Annotated in this window: 15 protein-coding genes and 1 riboswitch; of the genes, 11 read left to right on the forward strand and 4 right to left on the reverse strand. The window is 68.9% G+C overall.

Going from position 1 to position 14,896, the window contains the following annotated elements; translation table 11 throughout:
- Both E3O57_RS01560 and E3O57_RS01565 read left to right on the forward strand, forming a co-directional pair.
- A partial coding sequence (locus E3O57_RS01560; protein ID WP_134456556.1) for an AraC family transcriptional regulator occupies nt 1-487 on the forward strand: 487 nt, incomplete at its 5' end.
- Between the two features lie 55 nt (nt 488-542).
- Nucleotides 543-935, forward strand: a complete 393-nt coding sequence (locus E3O57_RS01565; protein WP_088457104.1) for a DUF1761 domain-containing protein — start codon at nt 543-545, stop codon at nt 933-935.
- A gap of 3 nt (nt 936-938) precedes the next feature.
- On the opposite strand, the gene E3O57_RS01570 is transcribed toward E3O57_RS01565, so the two are convergent.
- Together E3O57_RS01570 and purU are read right to left on the reverse strand one after the other, a co-directional pair.
- The gene (locus E3O57_RS01570; RefSeq protein ID WP_103432199.1) at nt 939-1,298 is read right to left on the reverse strand and encodes a YrdB family protein; all 360 of its coding nucleotides are present in this window, start codon (nt 1,296-1,298) and stop codon (nt 939-941) included.
- A 21-nt stretch (nt 1,299-1,319) separates the two neighbouring features.
- Complete coding sequence (purU, locus tag E3O57_RS01575; RefSeq protein ID WP_103478929.1) at nt 1,320-2,195, reverse strand: formyltetrahydrofolate deformylase; 876 nt, start codon at nt 2,193-2,195, stop codon at nt 1,320-1,322.
- A gap of 235 nt (nt 2,196-2,430) precedes the next feature.
- Here purU and E3O57_RS01580 point away from each other — a divergent pair, with 235 nt between their 5' ends.
- Nucleotides 2,431-3,702: an MFS transporter gene (locus E3O57_RS01580; protein WP_103478930.1), complete on the forward strand. Its 1,272-nt coding sequence runs from the start codon at nt 2,431-2,433 to the stop codon at nt 3,700-3,702.
- Between the two features lie 92 nt (nt 3,703-3,794).
- On the opposite strand, the gene E3O57_RS01585 is transcribed toward E3O57_RS01580, so the two are convergent.
- Nucleotides 3,795-5,231: an amino acid permease gene (locus E3O57_RS01585; RefSeq protein ID WP_240632507.1), complete on the reverse strand. Its 1,437-nt coding sequence runs from the start codon at nt 5,229-5,231 to the stop codon at nt 3,795-3,797.
- 243 nt (nt 5,232-5,474) lie between these two features.
- On the opposite strand from E3O57_RS01585, the gene E3O57_RS01590 reads away from it, so the two are divergent.
- From E3O57_RS01590 to E3O57_RS01625, 8 genes are all read left to right on the forward strand, one after another.
- Nucleotides 5,475-8,543, forward strand: a complete 3,069-nt coding sequence (locus tag E3O57_RS01590; protein WP_103459199.1) for a Na+/H+ antiporter subunit A — start codon at nt 5,475-5,477, stop codon at nt 8,541-8,543.
- The gene (locus E3O57_RS01595; protein WP_088457098.1) at nt 8,540-9,040 is read left to right on the forward strand and encodes a sodium:proton antiporter; all 501 of its coding nucleotides are present in this window, start codon (nt 8,540-8,542) and stop codon (nt 9,038-9,040) included. The genes E3O57_RS01590 and E3O57_RS01595 overlap by 4 nt, the downstream gene beginning before the upstream one ends.
- Nucleotides 9,040-10,599 (forward strand): Na+/H+ antiporter subunit D, encoded by a 1,560-nt coding sequence (locus tag E3O57_RS01600; protein ID WP_103459200.1) that lies wholly within the window; start codon nt 9,040-9,042, stop codon nt 10,597-10,599. The genes E3O57_RS01595 and E3O57_RS01600 overlap by 1 nt, the downstream gene beginning before the upstream one ends.
- The gene (locus E3O57_RS01605) at nt 10,596-11,225 is read left to right on the forward strand and encodes a Na+/H+ antiporter subunit E (RefSeq protein WP_165787891.1); all 630 of its coding nucleotides are present in this window, start codon (nt 10,596-10,598) and stop codon (nt 11,223-11,225) included. Before E3O57_RS01600 ends, E3O57_RS01605 begins: the two co-directional genes overlap by 4 nt.
- Nucleotides 11,222-11,494, forward strand: a complete 273-nt coding sequence (locus E3O57_RS01610) for a monovalent cation/H+ antiporter complex subunit F (RefSeq protein WP_088457095.1) — start codon at nt 11,222-11,224, stop codon at nt 11,492-11,494. The genes E3O57_RS01605 and E3O57_RS01610 overlap by 4 nt, the downstream gene beginning before the upstream one ends.
- Nucleotides 11,491-11,829 (forward strand): monovalent cation/H(+) antiporter subunit G, encoded by a 339-nt coding sequence (gene mnhG, locus E3O57_RS01615; RefSeq protein WP_103432207.1) that lies wholly within the window; start codon nt 11,491-11,493, stop codon nt 11,827-11,829. The genes E3O57_RS01610 and mnhG overlap by 4 nt, the downstream gene beginning before the upstream one ends.
- A gap of 5 nt (nt 11,830-11,834) precedes the next feature.
- Nucleotides 11,835-11,924, forward strand: a riboswitch (ZMP/ZTP riboswitch).
- Nucleotides 11,925-11,954: 30 nt separating this feature from the next.
- Nucleotides 11,955-13,253, forward strand: a complete 1,299-nt coding sequence (glyA, locus tag E3O57_RS01620) for a serine hydroxymethyltransferase (protein WP_279327050.1) — start codon at nt 11,955-11,957, stop codon at nt 13,251-13,253.
- 170 nt (nt 13,254-13,423) lie between these two features.
- Nucleotides 13,424-14,308: a bifunctional methylenetetrahydrofolate dehydrogenase/methenyltetrahydrofolate cyclohydrolase gene (locus E3O57_RS01625; RefSeq protein ID WP_103459202.1), complete on the forward strand. Its 885-nt coding sequence runs from the start codon at nt 13,424-13,426 to the stop codon at nt 14,306-14,308.
- Nucleotides 14,309-14,362: 54 nt separating this feature from the next.
- On the opposite strand, the gene E3O57_RS01630 is transcribed toward E3O57_RS01625, so the two are convergent.
- Entirely contained in the window at nt 14,363-14,896 is a 534-nt protein-coding gene (locus E3O57_RS01630) for a gamma carbonic anhydrase family protein (RefSeq protein WP_103459203.1), read from the reverse strand.

Below are 14,896 nucleotides of genomic sequence, written 5' to 3' on the forward strand. Positions count from 1 at the left end.
CCCCGACCCGGCGGCGGCGGTGGCGCTGCTGATCGACCACCTGCGCGCCCGGCGACGGCCAGGCTCGGCGCCGCCGGCGGTGCTGCGGGCCTGGGCCGGCATCCACCAGAACCCGGATGCGCCGGTGCCGGAGATCGCGGCGGCCGCCGGGCTCAGCCACCACCGCCTGATCGACGACTTCAAGTCCTGGTGCGGGGTCACCCCCAAGGCCTACGCGGACATCGTCCGGTTCCGCCAGTTCATCCAGGCACTCCCGTTGCAGGGGCCGATGCCCAGCTGGGCCGATCTGGTGGCCACGTCCGGGTACTACGACCAGCCCCATTTCATCAGGGTCTTCCGGGCGTTCACGGGCTTCTCGCCCAGCCGGTACCTCGACATCGTCACCCGCTTCGGTGTCGACTACGCCGCCTTCGTGCCGCTGGATGAGCCGGAGGGTGTGCCGTCGCCGACGGTGCCGGAATTTTCTACAAGACGCACCGCGCCCTGATGGTTAGCGTGACAGTGTCCCGGAGTGGCCGGGACCAGGTATCCCGGGAGTAGACATGGACGTGTCATTCAACTGGCTGGCGGTCGCGCTGGCCGCACTCTCGTCGTTCGTGATCGGCGGGCTCTGGTACTCGGTGGTGTTCGCCCGCCCGTGGCAGCGCGCGGCGGGCGTCACCGACGAACAGCTGAAGCACGGCACCGCGCGGGTCTTCATCGGTTCGGCGATCCTGGCGATCGTCATGGCGATCAGCCTGGCCGCGTTCATCGGCTCGAACGGGCCGGGCTTCGGCACGTTCGCCGGATTCGCCACCGGCTCGACGTTCGTGGCCGCAGCCTTCGGCGTGAACTACCTGTTCGAACGGAGAAGCCTCGTGCTGTTCGCGATCAACGGGTCGTACAACGTGGTGTCCTTCACCGTGATGGGCGCCATCATCGGTCTGCTGCAGTAATGCTCAGGCGCCGAGCTCCTTGCGGCCGGAGAGCACACCGCTGACGGTGGCCACCACCGCGAAGACGCCGGCAACAATCGGCTGGCCCAGGTCCCACCAGGCCAACGCCGCGGCGCCGAACACGAAGATCTCCACGATCGCCTTGCCGAACGGGTCGAGCCGGAACACGGCCTTGGGCGAGCGGAACAGCGCCCAGACCAGGATCGCGAAGGCCGGCGCGAGGATGCCCACCAGGATGCCCGGCCACGGCAGCGGCCAGGCCAGGAACCCCCAGAGCGCCAGGCTCACGAAGGCGAACAGTTCAAGCACAAAACGCAGGATGTCGTTGGCGCCGATGGTCGGGGTGGGGCGGGTGTCGTTCACCCGCCAATCCTACCGACCGGGCTACTTGAAGATGATGGTGCGTGCTCCGTCGAGCAGCACCCGGTTCTCGGCGAACCACTTCACCGCCTGGGTGAGGGTGCGGCTCTCCTCGTCCTGACCGATCGCGACGAGCTCGGCGGGGGTGCGGGAGTGATCCACGCGCACCACGTTCTGCTCGATGATCGGACCCTCGTCCAGGTCGCTGGTGACGAAGTGCGCCGTGGCGCCGATGAGCTTCACACCGCGGGCGTGGGCCTGCTTGTACGGGTTGGCCCCCTTGAAGCCGGGCAGGAACGAGTGGTGGATGTTGATCGCGCGGCCCTCGAGATACGCGCACAGCTCGGGGGAGAGGATCTGCATATACCGGGCCAGCACCACCAGTTCGATGTCGTTCGCCTCGACGGCGTCGACCACGCGAGCCTCGAACGCGGCCTTGCTGGCCGCATCCGTGATCGGCAGCGATTCGAACGGCACGCCATAGAACCCGACCAGGTCGCGCAGGGTGCCGTGGTTGCTGAGCACCAGCGGCACCTCGACGGCCAGCTGGCCACCGCGCTGGCGGAAGAGCAGGTCGTTGACGCAGTGCCCGGCGGTGGAGGCCAGCACCAGGGTGCGCAGCGGCCGCCCGACAACGTCGATGACGGACGCCATGGCGTACCGCTCGATGATCGGCGCGAGCGCGGCCTGCAGTTCGTCGCGGTTCGCGGGGGACTCCACCTGCAGACGGATGAAGAACCGGCCGGTGTCGGCGCTGGAGAACTGCTGGCTCTCGGTGATGTTGCCACGGGCCTGAACGATCGCGCCGCTGACGGCGTGCACGATACCGGGCTGGTCGGGGCAGACGAGGGTGACGACCAGGTGGTGGTGGTGCACGGGAGCCGGAAGACTGGTGTTCATCGAACCAGATTACCGGGACTGCCGGTGCACACCGGCATCAGCGGCCGGCCGGCCGGTTACGCCGGGCGACCCTGTCGCTTGCGGGCTCACTCGGCTAAGCTAGTCCGTGGTCGGCGGAATCTCACCGGCCCCGGGCGCGCACGTCGGCGCGCACCGCTTGAAGAACCCCGCGCAGCCAGCCGTGACAGCCGCTGGCCTCGGGCAAGCGGCATCCTGTCTGTGAGCCACAGCACCCATGTCATTCACCGCGCCCATCACGCTGCCATCGACCGGCGTTCCCGGTCCGAACGAAAAAGCCCCCACCGGACCGTTCCCCTGGATCGGCCTGATCGCCCTCTCCGCCGCTGTGTTCCTCTCGGTCACCTCGGAGATGCTGCCCACCGGCCTGCTGCCGGAAATGAGCAGCTCGCTGGGCGTGAGCCAGTCCCAGGTCGGGCTGCTCGTGTCCTGGTTCGCCTTCACCGTCGTGATCACCAGCACACCGCTGGCGTTGCTGACCCGCCGGATGCCCAGGCACGGGCTGATCCTGATGGTCCTGGTCGTGTTCGCGCTGAGCAACGTGCTCACCGCGATCGCCCCCGACTACACCTTCGTGGTGATCTCCCGGGTGATCGGCGGGCTGGCGCACGGCCTGTTCTGGGGCGTGGTCGGCGCGTACTCCGCGCACCTCGTGCCCAGGGACCAGATCGCCCGCGCGGTTTCGATCACCATCGCCGGCGGCACACTGGCGTTCGTCTTCGGGGTGCCGCTGGGCACCTTCCTCGGCCACCTGCTCGGCTGGCGGCTCTCGTTCGTGGTGCTCGCCGGGCTGATGCTCGTGGGCGCCGTGGTGATCTGGAGGTTCCTGCCCAAGGTCGACCACTACAACGCCAAGCCGGCACAGCCCGTGACGACGGCCACCGGCACGGTCACGCTGCCCGCGAAGCTGCCGCGGGATGCCACGATCGGCGCCGTCGCGCTGGTCTGCGTGATCACGGCGCTGACCATGATCGGGCACTACACCTTCTACACCTACATCGCCCCGTTCCTCAGCGACACCCTCGGCGTGGGCAGCGACGCCGTGGCACCCCTGCTCTTCGCCTACGGCATCGCCGGGGCGATCGGCCTGTTCATCAGCGGGGTGGTGTTCAGCAAGCGCCCGCAGCTTGGCCTGGTGCTCGGCCTGGCGGTCACCGCCGTCAGCGTGAGCGTGCTGGCACTGTCCACCGAGGTGCTGCCCGTGGCGATCATCGCGTTCCTGGTCTGGGGCCTGGCGTTCGGCTCATTCCCGCCGCTGCTGCAGACCCGGCTGCTGCACACCGCGTCGGTGCGCATCCGCGACACCGCCAGCGCCGTGTACACCACGGCGTTCAACATCGGCATCGGCCTGGGCGCGTTCGTGGGAGCGTTCCTGCTGGACCGGGTGGGGCTCGGCACGGTGCCGTTCGTGTACGTGGCCATCATCCTGCTGTCCCTGGCCCTGGTGCTGTTCAGCGACATCGTCATCCGCCGACGCCGCGCCGCCTGAGCCCCGCCGCAACTGGTGCCGAAACGGACAAGTGCGCCCGGCGTACCGGGTGCACTTGTCCGCACGGGCAACAGTTGGCGGGGCAGACCGGCCTAGCGTTTGGCGGTGGGCAGCGGCGGCCGAGCTGCCGCGATCTCGAGGATCCGGCCACGGCAGGCGAACCAGCCCAGGATCAGCGCCGGGATGATCAGGCCGAGCGAGCTGATGGTGAGGGTGCCGACCGGCCAGTCGAACGCCATCAGCACGAGCACCGTCGCGAGGAAGGCCAGCGTGAGGTACCCGGTGAACGGGGCACCGGGCATCCGGAACGCCGGCCGGGTGAGGATGCCCGCCTTCGCCCACGCCTGCAACCGCAGCTGGCAGAGCACGATCATGCCCCAGGCGCTGATGATGCCGATCGCGGCCATGTTCAGCACGATCTCGAACGCCTCGTCGGGAACAAGCGCGTTCAGGGCCACGCCGAGCAGGGTGACGACACCGGTGAGCAGGATGCCGCCGAACGGCACCCCATTGCGGCTCACCTTGTCGGCGAACCGGGGGGCCGACCCGGCCAGGGACATCGACCGGAGGATGCGTCCGGTGGAATACAGGCCGGCATTCAGCGAGGACAGCGCTGCGGTGAGGACAACGAGGTTCATGATCACGTCGACGCCCTCGACACCGATCGAACCGAAGAACGTCACGAAGGGGCTCACGCCGGCCTCGTATGCCGTGTACGGCAACAACAGCGAGAGCAACAGGACCGACCCGACGTAGAAGACCGCGATGCGCACGATCACCGTGTTGATGGCCTTGGGCATCACCTTCTCCGGGTTCTCGGTCTCGCCGGCGGCCGTGCCGATCAGTTCGATCGAGGCGTAGGCGAAGACCACGCCCTGCACCACGAGCACCGACGCGAGCAGGCCGTTGGGCAGCCAGCCGCCGTTGTCGGCGATCAGGGAGAAGCCCACCGTCGCGCCCTCCACCGGGGTGCCGAAGATGACCATCCAGGTGCCCACGATCAGGAACACCACGATGGCGACGACCTTGATCAGGGCGAACCAGAACTCCAGCTCACCGAACACCTTCACCGAGAGCAGGTTGAGGCCCAGCACCACGGCGAGGGCCAGCAGCGCGAACAGCCACTGCGGCACGTCGCCGAACGGGGCCCAGTACTTGCCGAAGAAGTTCATGTACAGCGCCACCGCGGTCACGTCCACAATCGCGGTCATCACCCAGTTCAGCCAGTACAGCCAGCCGGTCACGAACGCGGTCTTCTCCCCGAAGAACTCCCGCGCATACGACACGAAGGAGCCGGAGGTCGGCCGGTGCAGCACCAGCTCGCCGAGCGCCCGCAGGATCAGGAACGCAAAAAAGCCGCAGATCGCGTACACGAACACCAGGGCGGGACCGGCGATGGCCAGCCGGCCGCCCGCGCCGAGGAACAGGCCGGTGCCGATGGCGCCACCGATCGCGATCATCTGCACGTGCCTGGCCTTGAGGCCCTTGTGCAGGCCCTGGTCCTCGTGCACGCTCAGGGCGTCATCGATGTGCTCGAGCGGGGTTTCCTCGTGGCCGGAGCGGTGCGGGGTGGCGCTGGTGCGTGCGGGCGAGTTCTCGGGGCGGTCAGGCCCTGTGGTGCGAGTGGTCACGTGGAGCATCCGATCTGGGGTTTGCGGCAACACTAGTCGACGGATGCTCACCGGTCAGGGTCGAAAGACCCCTCCTGTAGACTGGGCAGTGACACTCTGACCGTAGAGACGACACTCTTTTACAGAGAGCCGGGAGGCCCCATGGCGACAATCCTCCTGGTCTTCCTGCTCGTTTCCGTTCTCACTCCCACGCTCACCCGCCTGATCGGGTTGCGCGTTTTTTATGTCGTGGCCATCCTGCCCACTGTGGCGTTCGGCTACACCCTCACCCAGACGGGCGTGATCACCGCCGGCGGCGCCGTCACCCAGAGCCTGCCGTGGATCCCGCAGCTGGGCATCAGTCTGTCCTTCCGGGTGGATGCACTCGCCTGGCTGCTGGCCCTCGTCGTCACCGGTGTCGGTGCGCTGGTGCTCATCTACTGCGCTCGCTACTTCGACGCCGACGAGCCCAGTCTGGGCCGGTTCGCCGCGCTGCTGCTCGCCTTCGCCGGAACCATGTACGGTCTGGTCACCGCTGACGACATCCTGGTGATGTTCATGTTCTGGGAGATCACCAGCGTGCTTTCCTACCTGCTGATCGGGCACTACACGACCAAACGGGAGAGCCGCGGTGCCGCCCTACAGGCCCTGCTGGTGACCACCTTCGGCGGCCTGGTGATGCTCATCGGCGTTGTGATGATCTCCGTCGACGCCGGCACCACCTCGCTGGCCGCGATCGTCGCCGAACCCAGGGGGAGCCCGATCGCGATCTGGGCGGTGCTGCTGATCCTGGTCGGTGCGCTGTCGAAGTCGGCTCTGATCCCGTTCCACTTCTGGCTTCCCGCCGCGATGGCCGCGCCCACCCCGGTGAGCGCCTACCTGCACGCCGCCGCGATGGTGAAGGCCGGCATCTACCTCACCGCCCGGTTCGCGCCCGGCTACGCGGACTCGCCGGGCTGGTTGCCGGTGCTGGTCACCATCGGCATCTGGACCATGCTCGTCGGCGCCTGGCGGTCGCTGCGCCAACACGACATCAAGCTGATGCTCGCCTACGGCACCGTCAGCCAGCTCGGCTTCCTCATGGTCGTCGTCGGCTTCGGCACCCGCGACGCTGCCCTCGCCGGGGCGGCGCTGCTGCTCGCCCACGCGTTGTACAAGGCCACCCTGTTCCTCGTGGTCGGCATCATCGACCACCGCGCCGGTACCCGCGACTGGCGCAAGCTCTCGGGGATCGGCCGCCGCGAACCGGCGCTCGCCGCCATCGCCCTCATCGCCGTCGCGTCGATGGCCGGCCTGCCGCCGCTCCTGGGTTTCGTCGCCAAGGAGTCGGTGTTCACCGCGTTCCTCGAGGCCGGCCTGGCCGGCGACGGCTGGGGCTGGATCGCCCTGGCCGGTACCGCGCTCGGTTCGGTGCTCACCGTCGCCTACAGCGCCAAGTTCTTCTGGGGCGCGTTCGGCACCCGCCCGGTGATCAGCGACACCCCCCTGCACGCCAGTCGGTGGGACTTCGCTCTGGCCCCCGGCATCCTCTCGGTCGCCACCGTGCTGCTGGGCCCATTCGTGATGCTGCTCGACCCGATGCTGGCCGCGTACGCCGACACCGTGCCCGGCGGCGGCGATTACCACCTGGCGCTCTGGCACGGGTTCGAACCGGCCCTGTTGCTCAGCACGATCGTGGTGCTGCTGGGCCTGGTCATTTTCGCCCAGCGCAAGAGGGTGGCCCGCTGGCAGGCCGCCGTGCCCGCCTGGGTGGACGCCGGCCACGGCTATGGCCACACCGTGCGATTCATCGACAGGATCGCCGCCCGGACCACCCACCTCGCCCAGCGAGGCGGTCTGCCGCAGTACCTGTCCACCATCCTCGTGGTGTTCGTGCTCGCGCTGGGCGCGGCGTCCTTCGTCAACCGCACCTGGCCCGACGCCATCGTGCTCTGGGACTACCCGGGGCAGGTGATCATCGGCCTGGTCATGATCATCGCCACCGTGATGGCCGCCAGGGTCGGGCAGCGGATGACCGCGGTGCTGCTGGCCGGCGTCACCGGCTACGGCCTGGTCGCCCTGTTCGCCTTCCACGGCGCCCCCGACCTGGCGCTCACCCAGGCGCTCGTCGAATCGATCACCCTCGTGGTCTTCGTGCTCGTGCTCCGCCGGCTGCCCAGCCGCATCGCCGAGCACAACCGCCCGATGCACCGTCGCCGGCGGGCGATCATCGGCGCCCTCGTTGGCATCGTGATGGGCACCATCGCGGTCATCTCCCTCGGCGCCCGCCAGGCGCAGAGCATCGCCGCGGAACTGCCCAGGCTGGCCGTCGAAGAGGGCCACGGCAACAACATCGTCAACGTGATGCTCGTCGACATCCGGGCCTGGGACACCATGGGCGAGATCTCAGTGCTCATCGTGGTGGCCACCGGCGTCGCCAGCCTGCTGTTCGTGTCCGGTCGCAGCACAGAAATGCCCAGGCTCCGCGAGTCCCGCAAACGCCGCGAGCCGAAGAACCGCCGCCGCGTCGTGGCCGACCCGCACGCCAGCTCCGCCGGCCACGCCGTGACACGCCAGTCCTGGCTGCTCGGCGGTCGCACCCAGTCGGCCGAGAACCGGTCGATCATCATCGAGGTGCTGGTGCGGCTGCTGTTCCACCCGGCCATCATCGTGTCGATCTACCTGCTCTTCGCCGGCCACAACCTGCCCGGCGGCGGCTTCGCCGGCGGCCTGCTGGCGGGCTTGGCCCTGGTGGCCAGGTACCTGGCCGGCGGCCGGTACGAATTGGGCGAAGCCGCCCCGATCGACCCGGGCAAAATCCTGGGACTCGGCGTGGTGCTCGCCGTCGGCACGGCCGTGGGATCGCTGTTCGTCACCGGGATCCCGCTGGAGTCGGCGTACTTCGAGGCGGACCTGCCGGTGCTCGGCCACCTCTCCTTCGGCACCTCCAGCATCTTCGACATCGGCGTGTACCTCGTGGTCATCGGCCTGGTCCTCGACATCCTCCGCAGCCTCGGCAGCGAGATCGACCGGCAGAGCGAACTCGACGAACCCGGCGACGACGGAGAAGACCACTCCACCGTGCCGCCGATCGGCAACGCCTCCAGCGACGCCGGCGACGCTCTCGGCTTCGACGCGTCGTCGGAGTGGACCCCCGCCGAGGCGCCCGCGCCCGGCACCGGACCTGACACGGCCCCGATCACTCAGCCGGCCGGCGAGAGCCGTAACGCACCGGAAGGAGACCCGCGATGAGCGCCTCCCTGACCCTGGTGATCGTCATGGCGGTGATGTACGCCGCGGGCATCTACATCATGCTCGAGCGCAGCCTCACCCGGGTGCTGATCGGGTTCCTGCTCGTGGGCAACGCCACCAACCTGCTCATCTTCATCATGAGCGGCCGGCCCGGCAGCTCACCGATCGTCACCGGCACGTCCCTGGATGACACCATGGCAGACCCGGTGCCGCAGGTGCTGATGCTCACCGCGATCGTGATCAACTTCGGCATCACCGCACTGCTGCTCGCGTTGATCTACCGGTCCTGGTGGCTGGCCCAGCTCGGGGACGAGGGCGACACCCTCACCGACGAGCACGCCGCGGAGACCTCCGGGGATTCCGAGGTCACCTTCCGCTCCTCCACCGACGACGAGGCCGCCGTGCAGGCGTCGCTCGACGCCAGCGAGGACGGCAGCGACGACGACAGCAGCGGAGCCGACAACACCGGCAACAGCGACCGGGAGGCCGGCACCTGATGAACATACTCGTGCCCCTCGTGGTCGCCATCCCGCTGCTCGGCGCCGCACTCACCCTTGCCCTCGGCCGCCGCTCGCGCTACCAGGTGGCGGTGAGCGTGCTCTCGCTGGCGGCCGTCGTGGTGATCAGCGCCATCCTGCTGGTGCTCGTCGACCAGCAGGGCCCCGCCGTGGTGCACGTGGGCGACTGGCAGGCGCCGTGGGGCATCGTGCTCGTCGTCGACAGGTTGTCGGCGATCATGCTCATAGTCTCGGCGCTGATGCTGCTGGGCGTGCTGCTCTTCGCCGTCGGCCAGGGCATCGTGGAGGGCGACCAAGAGACCCCGGTGTCGATCTTCCACCCCACCTACCTGGTCCTGGCGGCGGGGCTGTTCAACGCGTTCATCGCCGGTGACCTGTTCAACATGTACGTGGGCTTCGAAATGCTGCTCTCGGCCAGCTACGTGCTGCTCACCCTCGGCGGCACCGGTGCACGCATCCGCGCCGGCGTGACCTACATCGTCGTCAGCCTGGTCTCCTCGATCCTGTTCCTCTCCGCCATCGCCCTGATCTACGGCGCCACCGGCACCGTCACGCTGGCGCTGCTGGCCGAACGCATCCCGGAGCTGCCCGGCGACGTGCAGCTGATCCTCGGGCTGATGCTGCTCATCGCCTTCAGCGTCAAGGCGGCGGTGTTCCCGCTCTCGTTCTGGTTGCCGGACTCCTACCCGACGGCGCCGGCCCCGGTCACGGCGGTGTTCGCCGGACTGCTCACCAAGGTGGGCGTCTACGCGATCCTGCGCACCCAGACGCTGCTCTTCCCCGACAACCGGCTGCAGGTGCCGCTGATGATCGTGGCCCTGCTCACCATGGTCATCGGCATCCTCGGCGCTCTGGCCCAGGCCGATATCAAACGACTGCTCTCGTTCACCCTGGTCAGCCACATCGGCTACATGATCTTCGGCATCGCCATCGGCACCGAGGCGGCGATCGCGGCCACCATCTATTACGTCGTGCACCACATCATGATCCAGACGACACTGTTCCTGTGCGCCGGGCTCGTCGAGCGCATCGGCGGCACCACCTCGCTGGCCAGACTCGGCGGGATGCTCAAGGCCGCCCCGTTCGTCGCCATTCTCTTCTTCATCGGGGCACTGAACCTGGGCGGCATCCCGCCCTTCTCCGGGTTCCTCGGCAAGGTCGCCCTGTTCGACGCCGGCGTGCAGGTCGGCGGGGGACTGAACTACCTGCTGCTGGCCGGCGGTGCGGCCACATCGCTGCTGACCCTGTACGCGCTGGCCCGCGCCTGGAACATGGCGTTCTGGCGGCCGCGTCGCGACGTGGAAAACTACGACTCCGCCATGCTCAACGCCCTGCAGGACGACCCGCACGACGAGGGCACCGTGTTGACCAAGACCACATCACCGCTGATGACCGCGGCCACCGCCACCATGCTGGCGCTCACGGTGTGCCTCACCGTCTTCGCCGGCCCCGCCTTCGACCTCGCCGCCCGCGCCGCCGCGAACATCGAAGAGCCGTCGACCTACATCGATGCCGTCTTCCCCGGCGGTGCCCCGTGAGCGCGCGCCGGGAGCGCCTCGCCGCCGCCCTGAACCAATTGCCGCTGTTCCTCGGCCTGGTGCTGCTCTGGGCGCTGCTATGGGGCAAATTCTCCTGGCTGAACCTGCTCACCGGGGTGATCTTCGCCGCTGTCGTGTCCATCGTCTTCTACCTGCCGGCCGTGCAATTGAGCGGCAGAATCAACCTCTGGCGCAGCGCCTGGCTGTTCGGCAAGCTGCTCTTCGACATCGTGCGCGCCTCCGTCGACGTGTCCTGGCTCGCCCTGGGCCCCAGCTACACCCCGAGCAACGCCATCGTCGCGGTGCACCTGCGCACCCGCAGCGACCTCATCCTCACCTGGACCGCCGTGGCCACCTCCATCGTGCCCGGCTCCATCGTGGTCGACATCGAACGGCTCGACTCCACCCTGTACCTGCACGTGATCAACATGCACGACGTGGCGGCGACCCAGAAGTTCCGGGCGCGGGTGCTGGCCACCGAGCGACGCATCGTGCTGGCGTTCGGCTCCGCCGAGGACGTCGAGCGGGTCTCCAGGGTGCGCGCCGAAGAAGACCTGCGCCACGGCCTCGACCGGTCGGCCGGGCCGCACACCCCCACAGACCCCCAGAACGGAGCCCAGGCATGACCCCCATGGATATCGTCGCGATCGTCGCCGGCCTCATGTTCGGCGCCGGCGCCCTCGCCGCCGTCTACCGCATCATCCGCGGACCATCGGTGCTGGACAGGGTGATCGCCTCCGACGTGCTCGTCGCCACCATCATCTGCGCGCTGGGTGCCGAGATGGCGTTCAACCGGCACACCGATAATCTGCCGGTGCTGCTGGTGCTGGCCCTGTTCGCCGTGCTCGGCTCGCTCAGCGTCGCCCGTTTCCTGCCCGGCCGGAACCGCGCATGAACGCCCTTTGGAGCGACGTGGTCACCGCGGTCCTGGTGCTTCTCGCCGCCCTGATGTGCCTCGCGGCCGGCGTCGGCCTGCTGCGCTTCCCCGATGTGCTCACGCGGCTGCACTCCGCAACCAAGCCGCAGATCCTCGGCCTCATGGCGGTCACCCTGGACATCGCGGTGACCAATTTCAGTGTCGGCACCGTGACCCTGGTGGTCGCGATCGTGCTCTTCCAGGCGCTCACCGCTCCGATGGCCGCGCACCTCGTGGCCCGCGCCTCCTACCAGACCGACCACCTGCGGCCCGATCTGCTCGTGATCGACGAGCTTCGCAACGCACGCGGCTGATAGTATTGCCGGGTCGCGACTGGCGTAGCACGAAAGATGGGTCACCATCGGGGAGCGACTGACACGGTTAGTGACCGCACGCCTGGGCCACGACACATCCATCGATAGTCTCAAGGAGTTTTCCCGTGTCCGACAGTGTGCTTACCAGTTCCGTACCCTCCACCTTCAACGAGCCCCTCGAGGTCGTCGACCCCGAGATCGCCGCGATCCTCGAGCAGGAGCTCGGTCGCCAACGCGACTACCTCGAGATGATCGCCAGCGAGAACTTCGTGCCCCGCGCCATCCTGCAGTCGCAGGGTTCGGTGCTCACCAACAAGTACGCCGAGGGCTACCCCGGCCGTCGCTACTACGGCGGCTGCGAGTACGTCGACGTGGCCGAGCAGCTCGCCATCGACCGGGCCAAGAGCCTGTTCGGCGCCGAATACGCGAACGTGCAGCCGCACTCCGGTGCCACCGCCAACGCCGCGGTGCTCTCCGCGATCGCCACCCCCGGCGACACCATCCTGGGTCTGGAGCTGGCGCACGGCGGCCACCTCACCCACGGCATGAAGCTCAACTTCTCCGGCAAGCTCTACAACCCGGTCGCCTACGGCGTCGACCCGGAGACCTTCCGAGTGGACATGGACGTCGTGCGCGACAAGGCGCTCGAGCACAAGCCGCAGGTCATCATCGCCGGCTGGTCGGCCTACCCCCGCCAGCTCGACTTCGCCGCGTTCCGCGCCATCGCCGACGAGGTGGGCGCCAAGCTCTGGGTCGACATGGCCCACTTCGCCGGACTCGTCGCCGCCGGACTCCACCCGTCGCCGGTGCCGTACGCCGACGTCGTCTCCAGCACCGTGCACAAGACCCTCGCCGGTCCGCGCTCGGGCTTCATCCTCTCCCGCGACACCGCGCTGGCGAAGAAGCTCAACTCCAACGTGTTCCCCGGCCAGCAGGGCGGCCCGCTCATGCACGTGATCGCCGCTAAGGCCACCGCGTTCAAGCTCGCCGCGCTGCCCGAGTTCAAGGAACGCCAGGAGCGCACCCTCCGCGGCGCCCGCATCCTGGCCGACCGGCTCACCGCCGACGACTCCCGCGCGGCGGGCATCGACGTGCTCACCGGCGGCACCGACGTGCACCTGGTGCTCGCCGATCTCCGCAACTCAGAGATCAACGGCCAGCAGGCCGAAGACGCCCTGCACGAGGTGGGCATCACCGTCAACCGCAACTCGGTGCCCTTCGACCCGCGCCCGCCGATGGTGACCTCGGGCCTGCGCATCGGCACGCCGGCCCTGGCCACGCGTGGTTTCGGCGACGCCGAGTTCACCGTCGTGTCCGACGTCATCGCCGAGGCGCTCAAGCCCGGCGCCGACATCCCCGCGCTCCGCGCTCGGGTGAAGGGCCTCACCGACGCGTTCCCGCTCTACCCCGGCCTGTCCCAGTAGGTCCGTCGGGTCGTGACGGATGCGGCCACTAGCGTCAGCGCATCCGTCACCGCCCGCACCCGGCAGCACTTCGCCGCCCCCGCGTCGGGGGCCGGCAGGGCCGCTGCCCGATTGGCGCGTGGCTCCAGGCTGGGGCCGGCGCGCAGTACTACCAACAGATCGGATGTCGCATGACCGCACTCACCCTCGACGGCGTCGCCACCGCGACCCAGGTCAAGCTTGAACTCACCGAGCGCGTACGCGCGTTGGCCGCGCTGGGCATCGTGCCCGGCCTCGGCACCCTGCTCGTCGGCGACGACCCTGGCTCGCGCTCCTACGTGGCCGGCAAGCACCGGGACTGCGCCGAGGTGGGCATCGAGTCGATCCGCGTCGACCTGCCCGGCTCCGCCACGTCGGCGGATGTGCGCGCCGCGATTGCCGACCTCAACGCCGCCCGTGAGGTCACCGGCTACATCATCCAGCTGCCGCTTCCGGTGGGCCACAACGAGAACGCCATGCTCGAGCTGATGGACCCGGCCAAGGACGCCGACGGCCTGCACCCCACCAACCTCGGACGTCTGGTACTCGGCATCGAGGGGGAGCTCAGCTCGCCGCTGCCCTGCACCCCGGCCGGCATCGTGGAGCTGCTGCGCCGCTATGACGTGCCGATCGCGGGCAAGAACGTGGTCGTCATCGGCCGCGGCCTCACCGTGGGTCGCCCGCTGGGCCTGCTGTTCACCCGCAAGGGCCTGGACGCCACCGTCACCCTCACCCACTCCCGCACCGTCGATCTGGCCGCCGAGGTGCGCCGCGCCGACATCGTCGTGGCAGCCGTGGGTGTGCCGCACCTGGTGCAGGCCGACTGGATCAAGCCCGGAGCGGCGGTGCTCGACGTGGGCATCACCAGGGTGGAGAACCCGGAGACCGGGAAGGGCATCCTCACCGGAGACGTGCACCCCGACGTCGCGTCAGTCGCCGGTTACCTCTCGCCGAACCCCCGTGGCGTGGGTCCGATGACCCGCGCGATGCTGCTGGCCAACGTGGTCAAGGCGTCCGAGCGCCTGCTCAAGCCCTAGTTTCGTTCCGCGAACCGTGAGGTAGGCCCCAGAATCCCGCCGATTCTGGGGCTCTCAGTTCGCGAGGCGATGCAGCGCAGCGTGGCCCAGGTAGGCCACGGCGTTGTGCCGGATGCCCTCGATTTCCTCTGGCGTGAGGGTGCGGCGCACCTTGGCCGGCACGCCGGCCACCAGGGAGCCCGGCGGGACGATGGTGCCCTCGAGCACCACGGCGCCCGCGGCCACGAGCGAGCCGGCGCCGATCACGGCACCGTTGAGCACCGTGGCGGCCATGCCGATCAGGGCGCCGTCCTCCACAGTGCAGCCGTGCAGCACGGCACCGTGGCCCACCGAGACGTCGCGGCCCACGGTCAGCGGGAACCCGCCGTCGACGTGGCAGGAGACGTTGTCCTGCAGGTTCGAGCGTGCGCCGATGCTGATGGGCTCGGCCTCGGCGCGCAGGACCGCGTTGTACCAGACGCTCGCGTGCTCCGCCAGGCTCACGGTGCCCACCAGCACGGCGCCGGCGGCGACGAATGCGCTCTCGGCCACCCGGGGCCCCGGACGGTCGGGCAGAGTGATGAGGCGGGCGGCACTGTCGGCGGTCAT

The sequence above is a fragment of the Cryobacterium sp. TMN-39-2 genome, from assembly GCF_004402745.1.
GTDB classification, from domain to species: domain Bacteria; phylum Actinomycetota; class Actinomycetes; order Actinomycetales; family Microbacteriaceae; genus Cryobacterium; species Cryobacterium zongtaii.

Coding starts and splice junctions, on each gene's coding strand:
- E3O57_RS01565 (WP_088457104.1), top strand. CDS start 543: ATGGACGTGTCATTCAACTGGCTGGCGGTCGCGCTGGCCGCACTCTCG.
- purU (WP_103478929.1), bottom strand. CDS start 2,195: ATGAACACCAGTCTTCCGGCTCCCGTGCACCACCACCACCTGGTCGTC.
- E3O57_RS01580 (WP_103478930.1), top strand. CDS start 2,431: ATGTCATTCACCGCGCCCATCACGCTGCCATCGACCGGCGTTCCCGGT.
- E3O57_RS01590 (WP_103459199.1), top strand. CDS start 5,475: ATGGCGACAATCCTCCTGGTCTTCCTGCTCGTTTCCGTTCTCACTCCC.
- E3O57_RS01595 (WP_088457098.1), top strand. CDS start 8,540: ATGAGCGCCTCCCTGACCCTGGTGATCGTCATGGCGGTGATGTACGCC.
- E3O57_RS01600 (WP_103459200.1), top strand. CDS start 9,040: ATGAACATACTCGTGCCCCTCGTGGTCGCCATCCCGCTGCTCGGCGCC.
- E3O57_RS01610 (WP_088457095.1), top strand. CDS start 11,222: ATGACCCCCATGGATATCGTCGCGATCGTCGCCGGCCTCATGTTCGGC.
- mnhG (WP_103432207.1), top strand. CDS start 11,491: ATGAACGCCCTTTGGAGCGACGTGGTCACCGCGGTCCTGGTGCTTCTC.
- E3O57_RS01625 (WP_103459202.1), top strand. CDS start 13,424: ATGACCGCACTCACCCTCGACGGCGTCGCCACCGCGACCCAGGTCAAG.
- E3O57_RS01630 (WP_103459203.1), bottom strand. CDS start 14,896: ATGACCGCCGACAGTGCCGCCCGCCTCATCACTCTGCCCGACCGTCCG.